Genomic DNA, 26602 nt, shown 5'->3' on the forward strand with positions numbered 1-26602 from the left:
GTGCTATACCCCTCGACTTGCATGTGTTAAGCCTGCCGCTAGCGTTCATCCTGAGCCAGGATCAAACTCTTCATCGTATATTTTTATATTATATATTCGATGCCTTATCTAGTGGTTCTTTCCGAATCTTGCGATCCTATTACTCTTATTCTATTTGTCTTGTCTTTTGGACAAGACGGCTGTCAATTCAATATGTCTACGAACGTGTATTCTTTTTTATCATCTCGCTTGTTTCTCAAAGCGGGTACAAAAGTAGAAAACTTATTTCAAAACGGCAAATGTTTTTTGAAGTTTTTTTCAGAAAATTTCTTTTCCTTTTTTCTTCTCTCATCTACCAATCTATCAATGAACTTTCCGTGTTTTGCGGGGTGCAAATGTAAAAGCTTCTTTCGAATCCCACAAGCTTTTCGCAATCTTTTTTTCAGAATTTTTTTTCTGTTTCAATCGCCTCGCTTGTCAGTATTTCAGTGAACATCTTTCGTTGTTGCGGGTGCAAAAGTAGGACCTTTATTCGCATTTACAAGCTTTTTTTGCCTCTTTTTTTATTCTTTTTTTCAATTATTTCTTAACTCTCTGATAACGGATTCTTTACAATATGTCTTTTTTCAACATCACGTGAGATTTTTCTTCTTTTCATTGTGTTTTTGGCGGTTTTCCCGGTTTTTCTGGTGCCGGTTTTGAGGAGTTTTCAGTATTTGGGTCACTTTTGCCAATAGAATTCAAGTTCTCTGATTGGGTTTTCCTCCGTTTTTGATCTCGCAGAGACGCTAAGACGCAAAATTTTTGCATTTCTTGTTCTCTCTTGCTTACCGAACCTGCTTTTTATTCGCTGTATTTCTTCTGAAAACCCATGCCCTAGCCCCGATAGTAGCGGAAATCCTTTTTGTGGCGGGGTTCGCCACAAAAAGATTGCAACGGATAGCGGGATTAAGCTCCTTATTAAAATCCAACAATCAAATTCCAAACAAAAGAGGCTTCGACTCCGCTCAGCCGGACATTTTAATCTTATATAGCTAGGTTTAGAAAAAGCAAACCCGACAACTTTAGAAAGCTGTCGGGTTAGAAATAATTTAATTATCTCGGCTAATCAAAACGAATCGCTTTCACTGGAGAAATTTTTGTTATTATATAGGAAGGAATTAATAAAACCAGAAAACAAATAGTAACAGTTAAAAGGTTTAACAGAATTACATATCCCCAATTTAAATAAACAGGCGCCTGATTAACGTAATAGTTTTCCGGATTTAAAGGAATAACTCCGAATTGTTGTTGAATCAACAATATCGAAATACCAATTAGATTTCCCCAAAAAAGTCCACGCACTATTAAATAAAAGGCATTATACAAAAACACTTTACGAACAGTCCAATTGCTCGCTCCTAAAGATTTTAATATACCTATCATTTGAGTACGCTCTAAAATAAGGACCAGCAATGCAACTACCATATTGATTGTCGCAACTAAAATCATTACTGCAAGAATAACAATAATATTAAAATCAAAGAGCTGCAACCAATCAAAAATATAACTATACTTTTCTACAATTGTTTTTGTGTCAAGTCCGGAAGATGTCTGCTCGTAAATTTTATTCCCAGTTTCTTTTATCGTTTTGAAGTCTTTAACAAATACCTCAAAAGCACCAACCTGATCAGAAGACCATTTATTAATACGCTGAATGTGTCTGATATCCCCAATAATAAAGGTGGCATCGAAATCCTGAAATCCAGAGTTAAAAATTCCCGAAATATTAAATCGGCGAATATTAGGCATTTTACCTTGCTCCTCTTTTACAAAAAAAGTATTAAAACTATCTCCCACCTTTAAATTAAGACGATTGGCAAGAAATCTAGAAATCACCACTTCTTGTGTTATATCTTTCGAAAGATCAGGAACTCTACCTTCAACAAGATATTCTTTAATATTATTCCAATCATAATCATCTCCCACACCTTTAAAAACAATTCCTTCAAACGCATTTTCGGTTCTGATAATTCCAGCTTTACTGGCAATTGCCTGAATATGGCTCACCTCTGGAACACTTTTGAAATTTGGATAAAAATCTTGTTTTTTACAAATTGGAACCAGCGTAACTTCCGAATTGTTATTGTCAAAATTTGAGATAATGATCTGACCATTGAAAGCGGAAACCTTTTCACGAATTTTTTGCTGCAAACCAATTCCTGTTGCCACAGAAACCAACATCATAATAATACCAATCGCAATTGCCGAAATTGCAATTTTTATAATAGGTGCCGAGATACTGCTTTTGTAATCTTTGGCAGTAATAAGTCTTTTGGCTATAAAATATTCTAAATTCAATTTAATACTCTTAATTGATACTAACTCTAATTTTGTTTGCTAAGTCAAAAATACATTTAAAAAACAAGAAACGGATTGCTGCAAAAAACAATTACGAAATTTTTAGGTTTCTTATAAAGGCAGTTTCTTTTTCATTTCCTCTACAATATTGTACGCAGCAGGACATATTGCAACATTTTTCAATGTCAAATCTGAGATTTGATGAAATTTTTTACGATCCGTATGCGGAAATTCACGACATGCCTTTGGGCGAACATCATAAATCATACAGTAATTTTCATTATCCAAAAAAGTGCAAGGAACACTTTTCAGAACATAATCTTTATCTTCATCTATTCGCAAATACTGATCAATAAATTGCTGTGGTTTTTGTCTGAAAGATTTAGAAATCCTTTCTATATCTGCCAGAGTAAATAATGGCCCTGTTGTTTTACAACAATTAGCGCACTGCAAACAATCTGTCTTTTTAAATTCTGCATCATGCAAATCCTGCATAACATAATCTAAATTTTTAGGCTGTTTCTTTTTAAGCTTATCAAAATACTTTTTGTTTTCGATATGCTTATCTTTGGCTAACTTATTTAAGTTATTTAAAATCTGTTTCAAGTTTAAATTTTACAGTTGATCTGCAAAATTAAACAACTTTAAACTTGAAACCTTAATCTTTGAACTAAATTACGATGAAAGATCTATTTGGGAAAGCTATGTACGATTTCCAGACTAATAATAATCCAGAAGACATCATTACTGAAACCTCTATTTCTGAAGAAGATGAAATGAGTGTGGAGTATTTATTTCGATCCTATGATGAAATGCCAAAATTAGAACAAAAAGCATTGCAGCTAACTTTTGGCAAGACTCTCGATGTCGGATGTGGTGCCGGAAGTCATAGTCTTTCACTACAAAATGATCGAAAACTAGATGTTATCGCCATAGACATCTCGGAAAAAGCAATTGAAACTTGTAAATTAAGGGGAGTAAAAAATCTAAAAGTTCAAAATATACTCGATTTTGAAGGAGAAAAATTTGACACTATACTTTTATTAATGAATGGTACAGGAATTTTTGGAAAACTTGAAAATTGCAATAAATATTTATCCAAACTAAAATCATTATTAAATCCAGGCGGACAAATCTTAATTGACAGTTCTGACATTATATATATGTTCGATGAAGATGAAGATGGCGGCAAATGGATTCCGTCAAGTAATAATTATTACGGCGAGCTTGTTTTTAACATTTCCTATAAAGGTGAAAAAGAGGATGCTTTTGATTGGTTGTATCTAGATTATAATACACTTCAGAATGCCGCAAATGCAAACGGATTAAAATGTGAGTTAATTTTAGAAGGCGAACATTACGATTATTTGGCTAAACTTTCAATATAAAAAACTACAACAATCTTATGAAAGACTTAGATTTAGAAAAATTAAAATATCCAATAGGAAAGTTTGAAGTTCCGATAGCATATACATCGGAATATATAACAAGTAAAATTCAAGAAATTGCAACTTTCCCAGAAAAACTGAAAAATGAGACTATCCATTTAACCAATGAACAACTCGACACACCCTATCGTCCAGACGGATGGACTGTTCGGCAACTAATTCATCATTGCGCTGAAAGCCACATGAATTTCTATATAAGATTAAAATGGACCTTAACAGAAGATAATCCGATTATAAAACCTTATGATGAAAAATTATGGTCAGGACTAAATGATAATTTAACAATGCCAATTATTCCTTCATTAAATTTACTAGAAGCACTCCATTTTAGATTATGTTATATATTGAAAAATTTATCTGAAGATGATTTAGAAAAATCCTTCATTCATCCAGAAAATAATTCTGAACTGCAATTAAAACGAATAATAGGAATGTACGCCTGGCATTCCAACCATCATTTGGCACACATTACCTCTTTAAAGAAATTCAAAAATTGGAAATAATTATTTCCAAAATGGCACAAAAAAATCTCTTCGACTGAAGAGATTTTTTGTTTTATGGTATATTTAAGTATTTATGTGTTTGAAGAGAAACACGCCATTTCGGGTTGTTCATTACATAATCCACAATCAATGGAGTCATTTCTTCCTTCTTACTCCACTCTGGTTGCAAAAACAAAATAGCCTTGTCGTTTACAAGTTCTGCTTGTTCTTCGGCAAAGATAAAATCATGTTTATTGTGAATAATCACTTTTAATTCATGTGCATTATCATAAACCGTCTGAGTAGGTAATTTATTCTTTTTTGGAGACAGACAAATCCAATCCCATGTTCCACTTAAAGGATACGCTCCTGAAGTTTCAATATGAACTTTTAATTTTTCATCTTTTAATTTTTGCGTAAGCAAAGACATATCCCACGATAAAGGCTCTCCACCTGTAACAACAACAGTATCCGCATACGTAGAAGCATTTTTCACAATCAAGTCAATACTAGTTGGCGGATGCAACTCTGCATTCCAGCTTTCTTTCACATCACACCAATGACAACCTACATCACATCCTCCAATTCTAATAAAATATGCGGCTGTACCCGTATGAAAACCTTCTCCCTGAATGGTATAAAATTCTTCCATAAGGGGCAACATCGCACCTTTATTAACTTCTAATTGTATTTCTTTTGATAACATTCCTTTATTTTAAAGTGCAAAGATACTCAATAATTTACGGAACAAAAAAACCGATAGCTTTTTGAACTATCGGTTTTATTATTCTGCAATAAATTTTTTATTATTTTAAAGCTTTTACAGATTGAGCCGCATAAGTATTAGCTGGATCTAAAACTAAAGATTTATTGAAATATTCAATAGCCTTAGCTTTATCTGTATTTGCATAACTCGCACCAATAGCATTGTAAGCTTCAACAATTTTTTTAACTGTAGCTGGTTTTGCAAGCTCTTCTGCACCTTTAGCAGTAGTTTTTGTTACGTACTCCTCGTAGTTTTTGATAATTAAATCATCTTTCTCCAATAAGTTATTGATTCTTCCTTTGTACAAGTAAGCCTCATCGTAAGTTGGCGAAGCAACTAAAACTCTATCAAAAGCAGCATCAGCTTTAGCTAATCCAGCAGCATCGATAGCTGTTTTTTCTTTGTTTGCATTTGCATAAAAGATTGAGATACCGTAGTACACGTTATCATTCAAATAATTTTTTTGCTCAGCATTGTTAGCGCTCAATTCATAAATCGCAGCCGCTTGATTGTATTGTTTTTTAGTAAACAATTCTTTACCAAAATCCCCAAGATCTTCAACAGCTAATGGTTCCATCTCAACCGCTTTTTTGATATCTGCTAAACCAGCATCAAAAGCACTAGCTTCTACAGTACCGTCAGCAGCAGTACCTTTTTTAATTTTTGCAAAACCTAAGTATAAATAATCTTTTGCGATAACTTTGTTAGAAGGAACTTTTACGTAATCTTCCAACGACTTAAGAGCTACATCAATATTTCCATTCTCATAAGCAGAATATCCAAGGTATCTGTAAATTCTAGGATTCACTTTATCCTCAGCAATCATTTTATTAGCAACAGTTTCTAAAGTTTTGTAATCTTTTACTAAAATCAAGAAATCTGCATGACGCATTTTAGAATCTAATGAATAATCTGTAAGACTTAAATATTTCTCGTAGTTTGTAATTGCATTTTGCATATTAACTTTTGCCGTAGAAGGTTTGTTTCTACCCCATTTGTAATATGTTTCAGCTAATTCTCTGTACACAGGACCATAACTTGCATTAAGAGCAATAACTTCATTAAACGCTTTAATCGCTTCATCATAAGATTTAGCACCTTTTAACAAAACACCTAATTGCATTTTTGCTCTCAAAAGTGTCGGGTCTGCAGTAAAAGCGTCACGGTAAGCTTTGTAAGCATCATTTTGATTGTTAGCTCCATAATAAGCATCACCAATAGTCAAAAGAGCAGTCGCATTTTGAGGCTCAATAGCCAAAGCACGTTTTAAACTTGTAATTGCGCTATTGTAATCTGGATTAACAGAATTCATGTATGCTTTTCCAATGTAGATATATTCTTCTACATCTTTACGTTTCATATCTTTTGTTGCTAAAGCAAAATTAGCCTGAGCAGCAGAAGCATTTTTATTATCAAGATCAATCTGACCTAAACCGATATAGTTTAAATTTTTTCTATCTGCAGCTTCAATACCATTTAAATAATAAATTTTAGCAGAATCTACTACACTTTGATTTAAATAGATATTCCCTAAAACAAAATTAGCTTCACCATCAGAAGGCTTCGCTTTGATGATTGATTTAAGTAGCGATTTAGCTTTTTGAAATTGCTCTGCATCGATAGCCTTTCGAGCTTCTTTGATGTCTTGCGCTTTTACAACAGAAACTGATGCAACCATGGCAAGACTAAAAATTTTAAATTTATTCATCTTAATTGTAATTAATTTATTCTTTATCTTTTATAATTTCACTTCTAACCTGAAGTTTTCTTCCCGGAGTTTTTACCGGCATCAAACTAGATTTTAGTATTATTCTCTGACCAATCTCTCCCGCAATAAAGGAAGAAAAGCCCATTCCTAATCCGGTATAGCCTTGACAATTTATAATAAACAAATCACGTGCCAAAGGATATTTTTCTTCTGCCAGTTCAGTTTGTGTTGGATAATGATATTCATTATCCTTAAAACCTTTAACCCCTAAGATATTGATTTTTTTTATAAAATCTACCATATTGGGAGAAGGTTGCGACAACCAGTTAACACCAACAACGCCAATCATACCTTCATTTTCAGAAACAAACTTAATTACTTCATCGTTGGTTTTGAAAGAAAACACTCCATTTGCAGGAACATCTTTCACTTTAGCCAAGTCTTTCATGTAACGAACAGTACTGGAGTTTGGATTATCAAAAACAAGTCCTTTTATTCCAGTATCTTTTTTTCCTTGCATAAAATCCAACACAGATTTCAACGCAATTAATGTATCATTATTGCTTTTATTAGAAATTAAAGCAATCGCATCAATAGCAAACGGTGTAACACGAGGACTAATTTTACTTTTTTCAAACCTTTTTAATTCCTCAGCTGACAAATTACGAGCAGTTACAACAACTTTAGCCTTTTGATTAAGCAAATCATTTATAAGCTCAACTTCTGATTTAGGTTTTACTGTAATCTTAGCATCATAGTAAGTTCCTTCGAAAACAGCCACCTGATCATCAATAATTGGCTTTACTGTTTCATCAACTGTAATATCAAGAGATCCTTTTAAAATTGTTTCCTTCGATTCATTCTTGCTTTTTTGGTTGCACATGGCAAACAAAAAAACAAAAGCTATCAAACCAAAGACTTTACTATACTTTAACATACTAGTCCGTATTAGAATTAATTAACCTAAGAAAACGTATTCCTGAATAAACAATCAGAAGTCCTCCAAAGGCGTATCTGTATTTTGGTTCCATGTCTAAAGGCAATTTTTCCCAAAACATGATCATTAAACCGAGTACAAGATATATTAAAAAAAACAGTATTCCTAAAACAAGAAGAAATCGCTCTTTGAGCGATTTCTTCTGAATATTATTAAGCATATCTTTTAACATTATTCTGCAGATTGAATAGTAATAGGAAGAGAGTAAAGTACTCTAACTTTTTTACCATTTTGCTCGCCAGGAGTCCATTTTGGACATTTTTTAAGAACACGAATTGCTTCTGCTCCTGTACCGTAACCGATATCCCTTAAAACTTTAATGTCGGTTAATGAACCGTCTTTTTCAACTACAAACGTAACGTAAACTTTACCTTTTAAACCTTCTTCTTCCGGAGTTTTATAATTGTTTCCTACGAATTTGTAGAATTTATCAATTCCTCCAGGGAAATCTGGTTTTACTTCGATACCAGCTGTGTTATATACTTGGTTATCTTCTTCAACTACTGCAGCAGTTCCAGTACCTACAGGCTCATCAACAGTTAAAACTGCGTCTGGATCTCCTTTAATAGTTTCAGCACCAACTTTCTTATCTTTAAGATCTTCAATTTTTGGTGGATCTTCTGTAACCTCATTTGCTTTAGCAACAACCGGCTTCACAAACTTCACTTGGTCCACTTTTGGTGGTGGTGGCGGTGGTGGCGGTTCATTTGGTTTTACCTCTTCTTTTTTCTTAGGAGGTAATTTAACTGTAGCGATCTTAATATCCTTATCCATATCCTCTTCACCAGAATCTGGCAAATAGCTTGCAATAAGAGGAGCTGCTACAGCAAAGCTAAAAATAATCGAACCTATGATAAGTGCTCTTACCGTAGTTTTATTGTTCGATTTTCTTAACTCATATGCACCATATATCTTATTACGCCCTTCGAATACGATATCAAGCCACTGATTTTTTATAATATCTAATTTCATTTTTCTTGATTATTAGGATGTTCAAAACAAGATAATTCTTATTTTTTATCTATCAATTTTGTTTCCTCAGGACTAAACTCAGGAACAATTGCATAAGTGTCAACTCCTGTAATAGCCATCTCATCTAACATATCAACCAAATTACGGTAATTTGATTTCTTTGTTGGTTTAATAATAACTATTATTCCATTCTTAGGTTTTCCTAAAGCAGTAGAATAAGCTAATACTTCTTTCTTTTGCTTTAATAATTCTCTACGAATACCATCTTTACCATATGCAATATCCTTTGGACCCACTTTTGGAGTAGCCAATAATCCCATATAATAAACCATTCTATTGTTTTCACCCAACATTACAGTCATAGTACGATTTTCATCTACTTTAACAGGAGGTGTTTTATCATTAGGATCCTTATCTGGCAATGATAAATCCATCGCTTTAGGTTTTGACAACGATGTGGTTAACATAAAGAACGTGATCAATAAGAATGCCAAATCTACCATCGCCGTTAAATCGACTTTCGAGTTTTGCTTTTTACTTCTTACTTTGCCACCTTTTCCGCCACCACCGTCGCCGGTATTTAATTCAGCCATTTTAGTGTATCTTTTTTAATTAAAAGTCTTTTCCTCTCGTACCTGTAACTAAGTTAAAGGAATTGATTTTCTGATCTTGTAAAATATCCATAATCTTTTTGATTTGAGGATATTGCTCTTTAGCATCGCCTTTTATTGCAATCTCCAATTCTTTATCTTCAAGATCAATTGTAGCTCTTCTTGAAATTAAAAGCCACTCTTTTAATTGATTATCCAAAGAATCGATTGGAATACCTGGCTGATTTGCTTTAGTTCTGTCAGCTGCTTTCATATCAATGATTTGCTTTAAATTTGCCACTGGAACACCAAAGTCATCCATTAATGCAAATTTACTTTTATCATCTTCTGAAAAGTTAACACCGAATTTTGCTCCCATACCTTCAAGAGTTCTTTTACGAATCTCTCTTCCTTTGATATCGAAAAACACTTTGCTTTTCCCGTCAGCACCTTTTCCTATTGTAATAATTGCCAAATTAGAATCTGGTAATTTATGTTCTACAGTAGAAGCAGGCATATCTACAGGAAGCGCTTCAGGCACTTTAGCAGTAGCAGTCAAGATAAAGAACGTAAGCAAAAGGAACGCAACATCACACATGGCAGTCATATCTGTCGATGTCGACTTCTTTTTCATTTTAATTTTAGCCATTATCTTTTATTTTATTTTTTTGATATAATTAAATCTAATTATTTATATATCAAAAATTAATTATTGTTTTAAACTTCCTCTGAATTTTCTGTAAGTATTCACGATTGTAGTACCAGCCTCATCGATAGAGTAAGTTAAATCGTCAATTTTAGCAGTAAAGAAGTTGTAAGAAACAATTGCAAAGATAGAAGTTGAGATACCTGTTGCAGTGTTGATAAGTGCCTCAGAGATACCTGTTGCAAGAGCAGCCTGGTCTGGAGTTCCAGCAGAAGCTAACGCACCAAACGCTTTAATCATACCTGATACAGTTCCTAATAATCCTCCTAATGTACCTAAAGATACTAAAGTAGAGATAATAGTCATATTTTTTTCTAACATTGGCATTTCTAATGAAGTAGCCTCTTCGATTTCTTTGTGGATAACTTCTGAAGCCTCTTCACTGTTGAAACCTTCTTTTTTAACGTCTTGATATTTAATCAAAGCAGATTTAATTGCATTTGCAACTGAACCTTGTTGTTTGTCACATGAAGCGATAGCAGCCTCGATATTTCCTTCTTTAATGTTACCTTGTACATTTTTCATAAATGCATCTAAGTTAGATTTACCAGCAGCTTTACCAATAACGATAAATCTCTCAATAGAAAAAACAACAACCATTAAAAGCATACCTAATAATACAGGTACAATGAAACCTCCTTTGTACACCATTCCTAAAGTATTGATTGGGTGACCTGTTTCAGGATTTCCTCCTTCAAAGTTAGCTGAATCCCCCATAACGAATTTCCAGATTAACCAACCTACAAAAACACATGCTGCAATAATGATTCCTGAAATCATTCCTCCCCCATTTGAAGTGCTTTCTTTTTTAACTTTAACGTTTGCCATTTTTTTTAATTTTAATAGTTTTAAATAATTTTTATTTTTTAGTTATATTTAACTTGTAGAGGAGCAAATTTATATGTTTAGTTTAAATAAAAAAACTTTTTTTAATTTTATTGAAGGAAATTTAACGTCAATTTAAAAAATATCTCATTAATTTGGAACCGTCATTTTTTAGATAAAACAAAAAAAAGGACGAATAATAAAAAAATTACAACGTTTTAGTAAATATTCAAACATTCCATTGAAATCTTCTTAAAAAGTTGCGAAATCACTTTTTATCTTATTTTTAATGAAAAAAAGCTTTTTCCTACTAAAAAAAAGACAGTCGAAATGTTAAAACGCAAAGCAAAATTCTTATAATCATCTAAATTACAAATAAAAACATGAATAAAAAAGATAATTTCATTCAAGAGATTAATAACGGATACCTTGCTAAGGGCGACTCCATCATTCTTGGAGGCGCAATTCTTGATGGTGAAGCAATTGCCGAAGCTCATGTAAAAATACCCTTAAAAACGTTAAATCGTCATGGACTTATTGCCGGAGCTACAGGAACCGGTAAAACAAAAACGATTCAGGTTTTTTCTGAACAGCTGTCAAACTCTGGGATTCCGGTGCTAATGATGGATATTAAAGGAGATTTTAGTGGCATTGCAAAAGAAGGTAAAGAGGAAGGCTTTATTACAGAACGTCATGCAAAAATAAACATACCTTATAATGTAGCTGCATTTCCAGTAGAATTGATGTCTTTATCCACACAGGATGGCGTACGCCTTCGTGCAACTGTTTCTGAATTTGGTCCGGTATTGTTTTCCCGAATTTTAGACCTTAATGATACGCAAGCCGGAGTTGTTGCTGTAATATTCAAATATTGTGATGACAAACAAATGCCACTTTTAGATCTCAAAGACATTAAAAAAGTAATTAATTATATAACTGAAGAAGGCAAAGACGAAATCGCTGCCAGTTATGGCAAAATCTCAACAGCAACTACAGGAACGATTCTGAGAAAAATAATAGAATTGGAACAGCAGGGCGGAGATATTTTCTTTGGGGAATTATCTTTTGAAACAGATGATTTAATGCGAATTGATGAAAACGGAAAAGGCTATGTAAATATCATCCGCTTGACGGATATTCAGGATAAACCAAAATTGTTCTCGACTTTCATGTTAAGTCTTTTGGCTGAAATTTATCAAAAGATGCCTGAGAAAGGTGATGCCGAACAGCCTGAACTTGTAATCTTTATTGACGAGGCACATTTGATTTTCAATGAAGCCAGCAAAGCTTTATTGGAACAAATTGAAACCATTGTAAAATTGATTCGCTCAAAAGGTGTTGGGGTTTATTTTGTAACACAAAATCCAATGGATGTTCCAAGTGGAGTTTTGGCGCAATTGGGATTAAAAATTCAACATGCACTAAGGGCTTTTACAGCTAATGATCGTCAGGCGATTAAGAAAACTGCCGATAACTATCCAACATCTGAATATTATAAAACTGATGAATTGCTAACCAGTTTAGGAATTGGAGAAGCATTGGTTACTGCTTTGAATGAAAAAGGTATTCCTACTCCGTTGGTCGCAACCATGATGCGCGCACCAATGAGCAGAATGGATATTTTGACCGATAATGAAATTGAAGAAATAAATGGGAAATCAAAATTAGTTAAAAAATATGCCGAAGAAATTGATCGCGAAAGTGCCTATGAAATACTGACTAAAAAAATAGAAGAAGCCAATCAAGCTGCCGCTGAACAAGAAGAACAAGCTCCTGCTAAATCTTCTAAATCTGAACCAAGTACAGCAAGCGTTGTTGGAAAATCGGTTTTAAAAGTGGTTACGAGCGCTACTTTTATAAGAGGTGTTTTTGGCGTTTTGACTAAAATCTTTAAGAAGTAGAAAAATTTTTAAACCATATAAGTGATATAAGTTCATTTAGTTTTACAAACACAAAACCCGACAGGTTTCTAAAGCCAGTCGGGTTTGTTTTTTATGTGCCATGCATTTTATATTAACTTATATAACTTATATGGTTTAAAAAAATTATGCGTTTTGAAGTAACTCAAGAATTTTATTTTCAACTTCTGGTGTGTCCCAGATGTTTTCGATGTTATCCAATTTTAAAACCTCTTCCATAATTCCGTTTTGAAAATCACCAATTGCCAAAGCTTCAGCATAAGGTCGATCACTGAAAGTAACACGACTGTAAAGCGGAATCCATTTGTCCGGATGCTTATCTGAAAAAACTTTTTCTATTTTCTTTTGTAAAAGAAATTTCTCGTCTGCCGTTTTTGTACTCATTTCGACGAAATTTCGATACGATAATTCTGCAATAGCATCAGTATTTGGTTTTCTGGAAATCTGATATTCGGCAAATATCTTTTTCCAATCGTCGCCATACTTTTCGATCATTTCATTCAGAACTGTAATATCTTCAAAACCAGCATTCATTCCTTGTCCGTAAAATGGAACGATCGCGTGACAAGCATCACCAATTAAAGCAATTTTATTTTCAAAAGTCCAAGGAAAACATTTCATTGTTACCAGGGTACTTGTTGGATTTTTAAAAAAATCATTTGCCAATTCAGGAATCACTTCAATTGAATCCGGGAAATTTTTCTCGAAGAAATCTTCAACCATTTTACGATCCGTCAACGATTCAAAAGAATTTTCACCTTCAAAAGGCATGAACAACGTACACGTAAAACTTCCGTCAAGGTTAGGAAGCGCGATTAACATGTACTCGCCCCGAGGCCAAATATGAAAAGAATTTTTGTCCAACTTATGTGTTCCATCGGCATTTGCAGGAATATTTAATTCTTTATATCCCATATTCAAAAATTCCTGTGAATAATTGAACATGCTCTGACGTTGCATTCTGTGGCGAATTCTCGAAAAAGCACCATCGGCACCAAAAACCATATCAAATTTTCTTTCCTCCCACTCGCCTCTTTCGCTTTCGCCAATATGTAAAGTCGCATCATTTAAGGTAACATCCCAAACTTTCTGCTCAAAATGGAATTCGGCTCCAGCTTGCTCAGCAAGATCGATCATTCTTCGATTTAATTTTCCCCTTGAAATTGAATAAATCGATTCGCCTTCCTGTCCGTAATTCTGAAAATTCAGTTTGTCAATCAAATGAATGGCGCGTTTGTCCATCGGAATTGCAATTTCACGCACCGAATCGCCAACACCAGCAGCATCAAGCGCCTTCCAGCCACGATTTGACATAGCAAGATTGATAGAACGACCGGAGAAATTTATTTTTCTAATGTCTGGACTGCGGTCATAAACATGTACGGTATGTCCAGCTTTTTTTAGATAAATTGCCAGCAGTGATCCTACAAGTCCGGAACCAACAACCGCAATTTTTAATGAAGTTTGCATCGAGGAAAAATCTATATATTGGGTCGTAAAAATAAGTAATAATTATACATAACCCTTAAAATAAACGAATTATTTAGCGCTATAAAACAAAAATAGATTTTGAATTGATTTACTTTCTAAAAATTATATTTTATAACAAATTGTTATTTTTATAGATTTATTTACAAAAATTAAACAATTAGTTTTGCTTTAAATCTGACTTAATATTTAAACAAAAATCATGAACAGCCAAATTTTTCAATCGGACATTATTTTAGAAAACGAAAAAGTAATCCTACTTCCATTTGAAAGTGAAAGAAATATCGAACTTAAAGAAATCATTTTTGATGATGAAATTTGGAAATATATGGGAATGTATATTCGAAACGAACAGGATTTCGAAAATTATATTCAAAACACTTTAAAACAAAAAGCTGATGGAATTTGTTATCCGTTTCTTATAATCGACAAAGTCACAAACAGAGTTGCCGGAAGCACACGTTATGGATATTTAAATCATGCGAGCCAAAAATGTGAAATTGGCTGGACTTGGTACGGAAAAGATTTTCAGGGAACTGGATTAAACGCGGCTTGCAAGTATGAATTACTAAAATTTGGTTTTGAAAAAATTCAATTTAGAAGAATACAATTTAGCGCCGATCTTGAAAACGAAAGATCGCAAAGAGCAATTGAAAAATTAGGCGCTTTAAAGGAAGGGATTTTCAGAAATAATTATGTTGATTCTGAAGGCAACAGCAAAGACGATGTTTATTATAGTATCATTTCTGAGGAATGGATTAATACTAAACGAGATTATTTTTCAGATTTTATCTAAAAAAACTTTAGTAAAAATTATAAAAAAAATGTATTTTTAATTAACTAAAACCAAAAAATATTTTAAGTAAACCACTCGTAATCAAAAACCTAATACATGAAAAATTTTATTCTTTCACTTTTTGTACTTACTGGAATCATTTGTCATTCAAAGAATAAAAATTTAGTAAATATCACAATTAATGATAGCATAAGAATAGTAAAAAAGGCAATAAAAAACTATGAAAACGGCATTTTTCAAAATGAAGAAGTACTTACCTATACTTATGAAAATGGTTTGGTTTCGAAAATAGTAACTACAACTAATGAAAATGTTATTACAGAAGACATTGCAATAAAATACGAAAATGGAAAATTAAAGGAACTGCTGATTATTTATCCTTACGCGCAATATAAAAAAGGAGATAAAACGTTAACTCAATTGGAATCAATTATGAATATTGTTTACAATTATGAAAACGATTTAATTAAAAGTGCTACAGGTTATGAAAATAATAAAATTCGTCAACTCGATTATTACTTTTACAATACAAGTAAATTAGTTATAAGAAAAAAAAGTAAATCAAATGATGGTCGAAGCAATAATACAGAATACACTTATGACGATGAACATAATCTTTTAAAAAGAAAAGAATCCAAAACCAGCGATTCTTATAAGAATTATGACGATAAAAGAAATCCATTTGATTTGGTATTTCCTGAGGCTTATCTAAAAATTAGTGCTATGTCAAAAAATAATTTTAAATCTAGTAATTCGGATAACAATTCATATACCTATGAATATGAATACAACTCCAACAATTATCCAACGAAAATTATTCAAAAAAGCGGCAAGAAAATTAAATCTGAAACCATAATTGAATACGCTTCAAATCTTAATTAATCTGGAATTGACTTATCAAGACTAAAAAACAGCACTTTTTTTTTGGAAATAAATGAAAAAAAAGTGATCAAGATTGAAACCAAATGACAAGTCAATCGTCTAACAATTAGAACTGACAGATTTATTTCATTAATTCAACCATAAAACACTGAATATAAATCGTTCACGAAGTTTCAATCATCAATCAAAAACAAATTATTTTATCAATCCAAAACCATAATTATCAGTCATTATGAAAAAGTCAATCAAACCAATCGCCCTCTGTGCACTCTTGTTTCTATTTACCATAGCAACTTTTGCACAAAACAAAAGCAAAGAAATCGAGCAACTCTTAAGTAAATACAACGAATACGGACAATTTAATGGTTCGGCTTTGGTTGCAGAGAACGGAAAAGTTATCTTTAAAAAAGGTTTTGGCTCTGCTAATTTCGAATGGAATATTCCTAATCAGCCCGATACAAAATTTAGATTAGGATCAATTTCCAAACAATTCACTGCCCTTTTAATTGTAAAATTAGCCGAAGAAGGAAAACTAAAACTTGATGTTCCAATCACTACTTATTTACCGGATTATCCCAAAGAAAATGGCAACAAGATAACAACTCATCATTTGCTGACACATACTTCCGGAATTCCAAATTACACATCGTCACCTAACTTTTTTAAAGATAAAAGCCGAAATCCTTACACTCCAGAAGAATTTGTAAAAACTTTTTCAAGTCTTCCCCTTGAATTTACTCCAGGAGAAAAATTCAATTACAGCAATTCCGGCTACTTTTTACTAGGCTATATTATCGAAAAAGTTACAGGCAAAACCTACGAGCAAAATTTACAGGAAGTTATTTTCACACCTTTAAAAATGCAAAATTCAGGTTATGATCATTCTGATCTGATAACAAAAAACAGAGCGGCTGGTTATGAAAAAAACGGAAAAGAGATAGTAAATGCAGCATATCTTGATATGAGTATTCCTTATGCAGCGGGATCTTTGTACTCAACGGTAGAGGATTTATATTTGTGGGATCAGGCACTTTATACTAATAAATTGCTTTCAGAAAAATCAATGGAATCTTTATTTAAACCATATATAAGTGCGGGACGAGCGTTCTACGGTTATGGCTGGTTTGTTGAAGATTTTGATAATGGTGATAAAGGAAAACTTAAAGTTGTTGGACATGGCGGCGGAATTAATGGATTTAATACCATTATTTCACGAATCCCTGCTGATAAAAATCTTATTGTAATTTTAAACAATACAGGCGGTACGGTTTTAGGCGAGATGAACGATGCTATTCGTGCTATATTATATAATAAACCATTTAATCAGCCTAAAAAATCGTTGGCTTTAGATTTATTGGATGTTTATGTCGCAAAAGGCGCTGTGGCGGGAACAGAAATGTATAAAAAATTAAAAAACGACCCAAATTATGCCATTAAAGAAGGCGACATAAACAGAGTTGGATATCAATTATTGCAATCTGGAAAAAAGAAAGAGGCAATTGAAGTTTTCAAAATAAATGTTGAAACTTTTCCAAAATCAGGAAATGTCTATGATAGTTTGGGCGAAGCATATTTAGCCGACGGAGATAAAAAATTAGCAATCGCAAATTACTCCAAATCGGTTGAACTTGATCCATCGAATGAAGGCGGTAAAAAAGTATTAGAAGAAATTACGAAACAACAAACCAAGTAATTTTATATCATTTCTTAAAAAGAACAAACTCCTACAAAGCAGTTTTAAAACTGTTTTATAGGAGTTTTTGTTATAACTTGGAACATTCAAATTCGGTGATTTATCATAAAAAATACTATTTTAGCCTTCCCAAAAACAACCGAATAACCTATGAAAAATCTAAAAAAGTACAGTCTTCTGACTGCATTCTTCTGTTTGTTTATTTCTTCGAAATGCTTATCTCAAAACAATCCGCCACCGCCGGCAATGCCAACACAGCAAAACAAGATTATTGTAGACAAAATTGTCGAAGCGGCGCATTACAAAGCTTATGTAATTGATTTTTGTTTAGCTAAAATTAATGAGGCTTCCGCCAAAGAAGGCTGGAACGACCAAAAAGCAATGGAAATTACTGAAAGTATCAACTATAAAAATTTTAGAGATGCGATTTATAATTCTTTCGCTTTCTATGATGAAGTTGAATTGGAAACGCTTTTAAAAGCTTACGAAAAAGATACCGCTTATCAAACCAAAAATGTTATGATTGCCAATAAAGCACTTGCTAATAATCTAAACATTTTTGCAAATGATATTGTTTTAGGAAAGTATATTTCTAAGTAAAAGATTCAAAGTTGCAAAGTAACAAAGGTTCAAAGGCTTTACTAACTAAATCCTTTGAACCTTTATTTTTATTGTGCTTCAACTTGAAACCTGAAACATTAAACTTGAAACTATTTTTTAGGTTTCAAAACCAATTTCGTTGACGTTTTTACAATCTCTTCTTTATTCAATTTCATTTTTCTGAATTTACCTTCATTATACATCACAGCCTGATCACTGTAATGTTTGCTAAACGGATTTCCTGATTGTCCTGTCGGAATAATACTCCAACTGTTTTCAATATCAGAGAAATCAACAATTCTTCTAGTTGAAGGTCCGCCTTTTACGTAATATTTTCCTTCTTCGTTAAAGCCGAAGAACAAATTATTAATTACTTCATTTGAACCCGGTGATTCATAAGGCCCAACATTAAATAATTTACGCAACGCTGCAATTTTCCCTAACGGATGTTCGTGTTCAACAGTGTGAACTTTGCCCCAATTCCAATCAGTAATTTTATCTCCTAATTGCTTTTGAAGCGATGCAACGGCTTCATGAAATGATTTTGAAACAATAATTGTTCTTGTTTCTTTTATATTTTTTGTTTTGATATCATCCCACCAAACCGAATTTTCATTAGCAACTTGTCTGGCAATAACTTGTTTCCCGATATGCGTTCCTAAAAACAAATCGAAATTGTCTTTTCCTAATTCGTCTTCAAATGTATTTTTCATATAAAGGTAAATCCATTTGTTGTAAATCGTTGGTGCAACATCTTCAAGATTTGTTGTGCCTTTCCATGATTTTAAAACTTCCAGAACTTGTTTTTCTTCTGCTGAAAGTTTTTCACTATTCAAACTTAAAATCAAATTTTGAACTGTTACCGGAGCAGTTGGTGAAGTATTATCATAAATCATTTTACTGATTGCTTCTTTATCCCAATCTGCTTTCGCATCCATCAAACTCGAAATTCTTTTGGCGCGATCTTCCGGTAAATAATAACCCGGATACAAAAATCCATCAATTGCTTCCGGCTGATTGTTAGCCGAATAAACATAACCCCACTTCGGATTTTCTGAAGATGGATTTTTCGAAAAATCCAAATATTCTCTAATATCGTCTTTTCCGCTTGCACCGTCCAAAATCAAAAAGGTATTTACACCTTTATCATGCTTATACAATTTTCCCGTTGCCCACCAAGCCACATTTCCTTTTGCATCGCCATACATTACATTTAATCCCGGCGCGGCTACTAGTTGAACTGCTTTTCTAAAATCATCCTTACTTTTAGCATGCGAAAGTCCGTAAACAGCATCCAAAATCTGAATAGGTTCTCTGGTATATGTCCACGACATCGCAATTGGATTCTTTTTATCCAAACGCTCTAAAACATCATTCATAATTGGTCCGTGTCGACTTGATTTTATTGTCATTACAACATCAGAAGTATCTTTAACTTTGATTGTCTTTTTTCTAACTTCATAAGTTGCAAAACCCGTTGGAGTCTGATATTGATTCGCATCTTCCGGCTTGTTCTTTTCCTGATAAAAATCGATATCATCATTTTCAAACATTGTTAAACCATAAGCATACTCACGATTGTGCGCCAAAAGCGGAAACGGAGTTCCAGCCAAATAACAACCATATAATTCATGTTGCGGCGTTACAATATGTGCTTCATACCAAGTTGCGGGTTGCGAAAAACCAATATGCGGATCATTTGCAAAAATCACTTTTCCGCTTTTTGTTTTGTGTGGTCCGGCAACCCAACTATTACTACCAATAAATGGCGGAATTGGTGATTTATCTAATAAAGCCGCAACCGATTTTGAGATCTCGGTATATTCTGCAATATCTTCTTTTGAACTTTTAAGCTGCGTGGTATTGAATTCTCCGTTTATTCCAAGATCCTTCAAATATTCAACTCCATATTTACTGCGAATTTCGGTTAATAATGGATCCGTTTTTTGAGCCATTGCAAAACTGAAAGACATATAACCAAAGATGTTATAAACGTCTTTTATAGTAAATTTTTCCTTTTTCACACCAACAAGCGTAAACTCAATTGGCGTTACACCTTCTTCCAAATATTGGTTTATTCCGTCAAGATAAGCCTGAGTCAATTGATAACTTTCACTATTTTTATCTAATTTGGCAATGGCTTTCGCCGAAGCTTCTTCGATACCAATTCCAGAGAAAAATTTATCATTTTTAAGCGCAACAGATCCAAAGATTTCAGATAATCTTCCCGGCGCAATTCTGCGAAGCAATTCCATTTGCCACAATCTTTCTTGTGCATGAACGTAGCCAAGCGCCGTCATGGCATCTTTTTCAGAATCGGCATAAATATGAGGAACTCCAAATTCATCAAAATAAACTGTAGTCTCTTTTTGGAGATTTTTCAATTGAAGTTCGCCCTCATATTTAGGTTTCAAATGAAAAATATAGGCAAACAAAGCGATTGCAAGAACCACAATAAGCAATACTAAAACCAGCAGAAATTTTTTAAATCTTCTCATATTTTGCAAAAATCTAGATAAATAAGGTTTGTAAAATGATGTAACCAAAAGAAAGAATAATGTAATATTTCCTCTTTTTAAAAGTCTAAATTTATGTATTTAAAATTAATACTATAAATGTCTATCTATAAAAAAATAGCGATTGGAGTAATTTCCTTGTTTGTAATTGTAGTTCTAATCAATATTGGGCTGAATTATTGGATTAAGAAACAACTTCCAATTATTATTCACGAGAAAAACAAAACCGCTTACAATATCAATTATGAAAAAATTGAAGTATCGCTTTTTTCTCGAAATATCTACGCTCAAACATTATTGGTGAATCCGAAAAACGAACCAAAAGACAGCAAAAATGGACTTTTTTCTAAAATTGAATCGATTACTATTGAGCATTTTAACATTTGGGATTTAGCTTTTCGCGATATTATTCAGGCAGAAAGCATTATTATAAACAAACCACGTGTCATTTTATATAAAAAAGGCGAAAAACTCCTAAACAATAGTAAAAGTATAAGAAGTGAAATTGTAGAACCTTTTCGCAAAATTATTGCTGTTTCAAATATTTATTTAAATGATGGAACAGTTGATGTTGTTTCTTTGGACACTGAAAAACCCATTTTCAGCATTAAAAAGATCATCCTAAAGTTAGAAGGAATCCTCATAACTGATGCCACTTTAAAAGAAAAAATTCCGCTTCATTATGAAAAATATGCTTTAATATGCGACAGTTTATTTTACCGCCCGAATGCTTTTTATCATATAAATATTGGCAAAATAAGCACCGAAAAGAATTTTCTCAAAATCAATAATTTCTCAAATCTTCCACAATTCAGCAGAAAGGATTTTGTGAAACGTCTGGAAAAAGAAAAAGATATTTACACCCTGAAATTTGATTCGGCTCAAGTTGCAAAAATGGATTGGGGTTTCAAAAATGATCGTTTTTTCTTTAAAGCAAATTCGCTTGTAATCAATCATTTTGACGCCAATATTTATCGCGGTAAAATGCCAAAAGATGATTTGAGTAAAAAATACCTTTACAATCATTTACTGAGAAACATCAAATTTCCGCTTCAAATTGACACTTTACAAGTTTTGAAATCGAAATTGGTTTACGAAGAAGAAATGGACTTCTCAAAAGGCCCGGGCGTTTTAAATTTTGACAAATTCAATTTGCAGGCAACCAATCTTCGAAGTGGTTTTGGGTTAAAAAAAACCAATGATGTAAAGATCAAAGTGAAATGTATTTTCATGAAAAATTCACCGCTAGATGTCGATTGGAGTTTTAATGTTCTGGATAAAAATGACGGTTTTCATATTCAGGGCGTAATCTCAAATTTTGATGTCAGAGCAATGGGCCAATTCAGCAAACCCTACATGAACGCATCGTTTACCGGCGTTTTCAATAAATATCGTTTTAATTTCTACGGAAATGATAATGTTTCAAAAGGAAATGCTTCTCTAGATTATGATGATCTGAAAGTAAAACTATACAAAAAGAAAGATCCTGAAAAAGAAGCCAAACTAAAATCAGCAATTGCTAATTTACTAGTGAAAAACGACTCAAAAGACAAGGCCAAAACCGCTGATGTTGAAGTAGAAAGAATTCAGGAAAAATCATTTTACAACTTTTTATGGCGAAGTATTGCTGAATCTTTGAAGAAGATTTTGATATGATTTTTTCGCCACGAATTACACAAATTTCCGCTAATTTGTATTCTCAGAATTTTTAAAAATTTATTCGTGTTAATTTGTGTAATTCGTGGCAAAAAAATTTACCAACAATTTCAAAACCTGACAATTATCAGGTTTTAAAAAAAAATATTTTTTTTCATTTGTCGTTACTTTAATCCGAAGAAAAATGACAAAAACCCCTTTACATACTTTCCATATTCCGGTGATGGGACTTGCTTATACAATAGACAGTCCAATTCGCGTCGCCCAATATGGAATTTCGTCTGTTATTGCTCTCGCCGATGATGAATTGATCGAGAAGATGCGCAATTTTTACAGCACAAAATTTAATATTCCGTATGAAGAAATCACACAAAAATTTCATGACTATCGCGCGGAAAGAATAACTTCTTATTTAAATTTAGTCGATAAAATCGTAAAAGAGAAATTCGAAAGTTTTAAAACCGAATTAACAGAAAGCAAAACAGCACTAGAAAATTTCATGTCGATGTTGCCTAATACTTCTGACATTAAAAAGGGATTTCAGAATTTATTGGACGACGGAATTTCTTTTAAAGAAAACATTCAACATTACATCGAATCCCATCTTTTCCCAGGCGAAATTGATGTGAATATCATGACGAAACTGGATAAAGGTAATTTCGTAAAAAACGAACAGCTTCCAATTGAATTTAATGATGCTCACGCCGCTTTAAGAGGTTTTGCAAACAGCAATCTTGAATCTTCAGTTGTACTTTCTGCCGGAATGAATCCGAGATTGTTTGGTTACTTCGAAAACTTCAAAGATTTTTTTCCGAATGAAAAGAACGAATTGAAAAAGAAAATCATTTTAAAAGTAAGTGATTTCAGATCGGCGATGATACAGGGAAATTTCCTTGCAAAAAAAGGACTTTGGGTTTCTGAATACCGAATCGAATCAGGATTAAACTGTGGCGGTCACGCCTTCGCTACTGACGGACTCTTATTAGGCACCATTTTAGAAGAATTCAAGCAGAAAAAAGAACAATTGGTACAATCGGCTCACGATTTAATGATTAAAGCTTTACAGCTAAAAAATCAGCCTTTCCCAGAAAAACCTTTAGAATTGAAAATTACGGTTCAGGGTGGTGTCGGAACTTCAGAAGAACATGAATTTTTATTAGATGAATACCAAGTTGATTCTGTCGGTTGGGGTTCTCCTTTTTTATTAGTTCCCGAAGCAACATCAGTAGATCAGGAAACAAGAAATTTATTGATGAATGCCAAAGAAGATGATTTTTATTTGAGTAATATTTCGCCTTTGGGAGTTCCGTTTAATACTTTGAAAGGAACAACCAATGAATTTCTAAAACAAAAAAGAATTCACGAAAACAAAGCCGGAAGTTCATGTCCCAAGAAATTTTTAGCTTTAAGCAAAGAATACGATCCGCATGGAATTTGTACGGCATCTAAAAAATATCAGGATATAAAACTGGAGGAATTAGACGCTAAAAAAGAAACTTTAACCGTTGATGAATTTGAAAGAAGCAAAACAAAAATTACCGAAAAATCATGTTTGTGTGTTGGTTTGGCAAATGCTTCTTATCTTGAAAATGATATCAAAATAAAAGGACAATCACAAGGCGTTGTCATTTGTCCGGGACCAAATTTAGCTTACTTTGATCAGGAAGTTTCTCTAAAAGAAATGGTTCAACACATTTATCAGGGAAAATCGGTTTTAAGAACGGAGCGTCCTAATTTATTTGTAAAGGAATTAAAAATGTATGTTGATTATTTCGGAAACGAAATTGAAACGATTTCAGGAGAAGTAACCGCCATGCAGCTAAAAAAATGGAATTCTTTCAAAACGAATATTTTAGAAGGAATTGAATATTATCAAAATCTATTTTCATCGACTTTATATTTTAAAAACGACGAAAATAAAATTAAAAATCAGTTCGATTTTTATAAAAAGGAATTAAATGCCATTAAGATTCCGACACTGGAATTAGCATAAAGCAAAACGCCGATTTAGAAAATCTAAATCGGCGTTCTTTTATTTATAGTTTTCAGAACCTATTCTTTCTTTTTGTTCTTACTGTCAATAACAGCTCCCGTCCCCGTTCCTACTGCAGCTCCAGCTAGACCTCCAATAATTGCACCTTCACCTTTTTTCTTACTGACAATTGCTCCTGTTGCCGCACCAACTCCGGCACCAATAACAGCACCTTTAGCAGTTGCACTCCAACCTTTCTTTTTTGTAGTTGTTGTGCTCGCGGTCGATGTCCCGTCTTGTTGATGTACTACAACAACTTTTTGGGATTCTGTTTTTTGCTCTTCCTTAATCTTAGCCATTTCAGTTTTCATCGAATCGATGACACGTTGTTTGCTAATTTCAACCTTCATTGAATCAATACTGGCTTGTTTGGCTTTATTAATATTGTCCTTGCTCTGATTTTGACAAGAACCTAATAACATAACTGCAAATAAAATATATAAGCCTTTCATGATTGTAGTTTTTAATAATTATACACTACAAAATACGGAATATCTGCCATAATGTTTATTACAGAATTTTTTGGAAAGTTTATAAGATTAGAAGATTTTGATTTTTTCTCGCAAAATTTTTATTTACGTCGAATGTTTTAATCTCGCAAAGTCGCTAAGACGCAAAGTTTAAATTGCCACAGATTAAATAATTAAAATGTAATAAAAAAAGTTCCCGCAGATTCTGCAGATTTAGGGGATTATTCTTTGAGAAGCTTTATCAAAAAATTTGCAAAATCTGCAAAATCTGCGGGAAACAAAAAAATGCGTACCGTTATTCTTTTAAGTAGAATCTTATTTCCCTAAAATTCCTTTTTTCAGAATTTGCCCAAAGTCGTACATGTCTTCATAAGAACAATACAAAGGAACTGGTGCCAGACGAATTACATTTGGTTCGCGCCAATCTGTAATTACTCCGTTTTTCATTAAGTAATCAAACAAAGCTCTTCCTTCTCCATGCAGAAAAACAGATAATTGCGACGCTCTTTCTTCAGGATTTGATGGCGTAATAATTTCAAAAGTACTTTCTACTTCTTTATCAATTTCGTGAAGAACGAATTCTAAATATGATGTGATGTGATCACGTTTTTTAATTAAAGCATCCATTCCAACCTCAGCAAACATTTCGACAGAAGCCAAGTAAGGCGCTAATGAAAGAACCGGAAGATTACTAATCTGCCATCCTCCCGCTCCGTGAACCGGATCAAAATTAGGCTCCATTTTAAAACGACGTTCTTTATTATGTCCCCACCATCCTGCGAAACGAGGTAAATCCGGATCATTATGATGTCTTTCGTGTACAAAAACTCCCGATGCATTTCCTGGACCTGAATTCATATATTTATAACTGCACCAAGCGGCAAAATCTACATTCCAATCGTGAAGTTCTAATTTGATATTTCCAGCTGCATGTGCCAAATCCCAACCTACTTTTGCTCCGGCTTTTTGTCCAGCAGCTGTTATAGTTTTAATATCAAAAACTTGTCCTGTATAGTAATTTACTCCGCCAATTAAAACTAAAGCCAATTCATCGCCAACTTCTTCGATTTTTGCCAAAACATCTTCTAAGCGAATATTATGCTCTCCTTCACGACGTTTGATTTCGACAATAGCATCTTCTGGTTTATATCCATGAAAATGAACCTGACTCTGAAACATATATTGATCAGATGGAAAAGCTTTTTCTTCGCAGATAATTTTATAACGTTTTCCTTTTGGCTGATAAAAAGAAACCATCAACAAATGAAGATTTACAGTCAAAGTATTCATAACCGTAACTTCTGACGGAAGCGCGCCAACAATCTTACTCAAAGGTTCTGCAAATCGTTCCTGATAATCCCACCAAGGTTTTTCGGCATAAAAATGACCTTCAACTGCCAGTTCTGCCCAGTCATTCATCACTTCGTCTATATAAGCTTTAGTGCGTTTTGGTTGTAATCCTAATGAGTTTCCTGTAAAATAAATAACTCGTTTGTCATTTACTTTAGGAAAAATGAATTGCTCCTGATAATGGTTTAGTGTATCGTTCGAATCTAGCTCTCGTGCAAATTCTCGGGTATTTTGAAAAGTCATTGTGTTTTTTGTTTTGTCTGCTAAAATAACAACTTTTGAAGTATTTCGTTAAAATTTAACAAGTTTACTTTTTAGTCGCAGTCACAGTCTCAGTATTCAGTGTGGGACTGAAAACTGAGACTGTGACTGAAAACTATAAAAAAA

At 33.1% G+C, this 26602-nt stretch carries 23 protein-coding genes and 1 rRNA gene; 9 read left to right on the forward strand and 15 right to left on the reverse strand.

From position 1 onward, the window contains the following. From BD847_RS05820 to BD847_RS05830, 3 genes are all read right to left on the reverse strand, one after another. A 16S ribosomal RNA gene (locus BD847_RS05820) occupies positions 1-77 on the reverse strand; the annotation flags it as partial. 1006 nt (positions 78-1083) lie between these two features. Continuing rightward, a complete protein-coding gene (locus tag BD847_RS05825; protein WP_115887370.1) occupies positions 1084-2319 on the reverse strand; it encodes an ABC transporter permease in 1236 nt (411 codons plus the stop codon). A gap of 111 nt (positions 2320-2430) precedes the next feature. Beyond that, positions 2431-2925 carry a YkgJ family cysteine cluster protein gene (locus BD847_RS05830; protein ID WP_089054237.1) on the reverse strand — a complete coding sequence of 165 codons (495 nt, stop codon included), beginning with the start codon at positions 2923-2925 and terminating at the stop codon, positions 2431-2433. A 74-nt stretch (positions 2926-2999) separates the two neighbouring features. On the opposite strand from BD847_RS05830, the gene BD847_RS05835 reads away from it, so the two are divergent. After that, positions 3000-3707, forward strand: coding sequence for a class I SAM-dependent methyltransferase (locus BD847_RS05835; RefSeq protein ID WP_115887371.1), 708 nt, complete (start codon positions 3000-3002; stop codon positions 3705-3707). A gap of 17 nt (positions 3708-3724) precedes the next feature. After that, positions 3725-4270 carry a YfiT family bacillithiol transferase gene (locus BD847_RS05840; protein WP_115887372.1) on the forward strand — a complete coding sequence of 182 codons (546 nt, stop codon included), beginning with the start codon at positions 3725-3727 and terminating at the stop codon, positions 4268-4270. Between the two features lie 52 nt (positions 4271-4322). On the opposite strand, the gene BD847_RS05845 is transcribed toward BD847_RS05840, so the two are convergent. The 8 genes from BD847_RS05845 to BD847_RS05880 all read right to left on the reverse strand — a co-directional run bounded on the left by BD847_RS05845 (position 4323) and on the right by BD847_RS05880 (position 10816). Further along, complete coding sequence (locus BD847_RS05845) at positions 4323-4955, reverse strand: 7-carboxy-7-deazaguanine synthase QueE (RefSeq protein WP_115887373.1); 633 nt, start codon at positions 4953-4955, stop codon at positions 4323-4325. A gap of 100 nt (positions 4956-5055) precedes the next feature. Further along, entirely contained in the window at positions 5056-6723 is a 1668-nt protein-coding gene (locus BD847_RS05850; protein WP_115887374.1) for a tetratricopeptide repeat protein, read from the reverse strand. Positions 6724-6739: 16 nt separating this feature from the next. Continuing rightward, positions 6740-7660, reverse strand: coding sequence for a PstS family phosphate ABC transporter substrate-binding protein (locus tag BD847_RS05855; protein ID WP_115887375.1), 921 nt, complete (start codon positions 7658-7660; stop codon positions 6740-6742). Between the two features lies 1 nt (position 7661). Continuing rightward, a complete protein-coding gene (locus tag BD847_RS20950; protein ID WP_115887376.1) occupies positions 7662-7892 on the reverse strand; it encodes a hypothetical protein in 231 nt (76 codons plus the stop codon). After that, a complete protein-coding gene (locus BD847_RS05865) occupies positions 7892-8692 on the reverse strand; it encodes an energy transducer TonB (RefSeq protein WP_115887377.1) in 801 nt (266 codons plus the stop codon). Before BD847_RS05865 ends, BD847_RS20950 begins: the two co-directional genes overlap by 1 nt. 38 nt (positions 8693-8730) lie before the next feature. After that, positions 8731-9285, reverse strand: a complete 555-nt coding sequence (locus tag BD847_RS05870; protein ID WP_115887378.1) for an ExbD/TolR family protein — start codon at positions 9283-9285, stop codon at positions 8731-8733. Between the two features lie 19 nt (positions 9286-9304). After that, complete coding sequence (locus BD847_RS05875; protein ID WP_115887379.1) at positions 9305-9931, reverse strand: ExbD/TolR family protein; 627 nt, start codon at positions 9929-9931, stop codon at positions 9305-9307. A 60-nt stretch (positions 9932-9991) separates the two neighbouring features. Continuing rightward, complete coding sequence (locus BD847_RS05880; RefSeq protein ID WP_115887380.1) at positions 9992-10816, reverse strand: MotA/TolQ/ExbB proton channel family protein; 825 nt, start codon at positions 10814-10816, stop codon at positions 9992-9994. 380 nt (positions 10817-11196) lie between these two features. On the opposite strand from BD847_RS05880, the gene BD847_RS05885 reads away from it, so the two are divergent. Beyond that, positions 11197-12714: a helicase HerA-like domain-containing protein gene (locus BD847_RS05885; RefSeq protein ID WP_115887381.1), complete on the forward strand. Its 1518-nt coding sequence runs from the start codon at positions 11197-11199 to the stop codon at positions 12712-12714. A gap of 144 nt (positions 12715-12858) precedes the next feature. Here BD847_RS05885 and BD847_RS05890 read toward each other — a convergent pair whose 3' ends face one another. Then, a complete protein-coding gene (locus tag BD847_RS05890; protein ID WP_115887382.1) occupies positions 12859-14202 on the reverse strand; it encodes an FAD-dependent oxidoreductase in 1344 nt (447 codons plus the stop codon). Positions 14203-14422: 220 nt separating this feature from the next. On the opposite strand from BD847_RS05890, the gene BD847_RS05895 reads away from it, so the two are divergent. From BD847_RS05895 to BD847_RS05910, 4 genes are all read left to right on the forward strand, one after another. Beyond that, the gene (locus BD847_RS05895) at positions 14423-15016 is read left to right on the forward strand and encodes a GNAT family N-acetyltransferase (protein ID WP_115887383.1); all 594 of its coding nucleotides are present in this window, start codon (positions 14423-14425) and stop codon (positions 15014-15016) included. Between the two features lie 96 nt (positions 15017-15112). Beyond that, a complete protein-coding gene (locus BD847_RS05900) occupies positions 15113-15898 on the forward strand; it encodes a hypothetical protein (RefSeq protein WP_115887384.1) in 786 nt (261 codons plus the stop codon). Between the two features lie 232 nt (positions 15899-16130). Then, the gene (locus tag BD847_RS05905) at positions 16131-17591 is read left to right on the forward strand and encodes a serine hydrolase domain-containing protein (RefSeq protein WP_115887385.1); all 1461 of its coding nucleotides are present in this window, start codon (positions 16131-16133) and stop codon (positions 17589-17591) included. Positions 17592-17741: 150 nt separating this feature from the next. After that, complete coding sequence (locus BD847_RS05910; RefSeq protein WP_115887386.1) at positions 17742-18191, forward strand: hypothetical protein; 450 nt, start codon at positions 17742-17744, stop codon at positions 18189-18191. A gap of 110 nt (positions 18192-18301) precedes the next feature. Here the strand turns inward: BD847_RS05910 and BD847_RS05915 are convergent, their stop codons facing one another. Further along, a complete protein-coding gene (locus tag BD847_RS05915) occupies positions 18302-20689 on the reverse strand; it encodes a penicillin acylase family protein (protein ID WP_115887387.1) in 2388 nt (795 codons plus the stop codon). Between the two features lie 117 nt (positions 20690-20806). On the opposite strand from BD847_RS05915, the gene BD847_RS05920 reads away from it, so the two are divergent. Continuing rightward, positions 20807-22363: a hypothetical protein gene (locus BD847_RS05920; RefSeq protein ID WP_115887388.1), complete on the forward strand. Its 1557-nt coding sequence runs from the start codon at positions 20807-20809 to the stop codon at positions 22361-22363. 184 nt (positions 22364-22547) lie between these two features. Then, complete coding sequence (locus BD847_RS05925) at positions 22548-24356, forward strand: hypothetical protein (protein WP_115887389.1); 1809 nt, start codon at positions 22548-22550, stop codon at positions 24354-24356. A gap of 59 nt (positions 24357-24415) precedes the next feature. Here the strand turns inward: BD847_RS05925 and BD847_RS05930 are convergent, their stop codons facing one another. Together BD847_RS05930 and kynU are read right to left on the reverse strand one after the other, a co-directional pair. Beyond that, positions 24416-24847, reverse strand: coding sequence for a YMGG-like glycine zipper-containing protein (locus BD847_RS05930; RefSeq protein ID WP_115887390.1), 432 nt, complete (start codon positions 24845-24847; stop codon positions 24416-24418). Between the two features lie 333 nt (positions 24848-25180). Further along, positions 25181-26458: a kynureninase gene (gene kynU / locus BD847_RS05935; protein ID WP_115887391.1), complete on the reverse strand. Its 1278-nt coding sequence runs from the start codon at positions 26456-26458 to the stop codon at positions 25181-25183. Positions 26459-26602 lie beyond the last annotated feature (144 nt).

It is taken from the genome of Flavobacterium cutihirudinis (assembly GCF_003385895.1).
Classification (GTDB): domain Bacteria; phylum Bacteroidota; class Bacteroidia; order Flavobacteriales; family Flavobacteriaceae; genus Flavobacterium; species Flavobacterium cutihirudinis.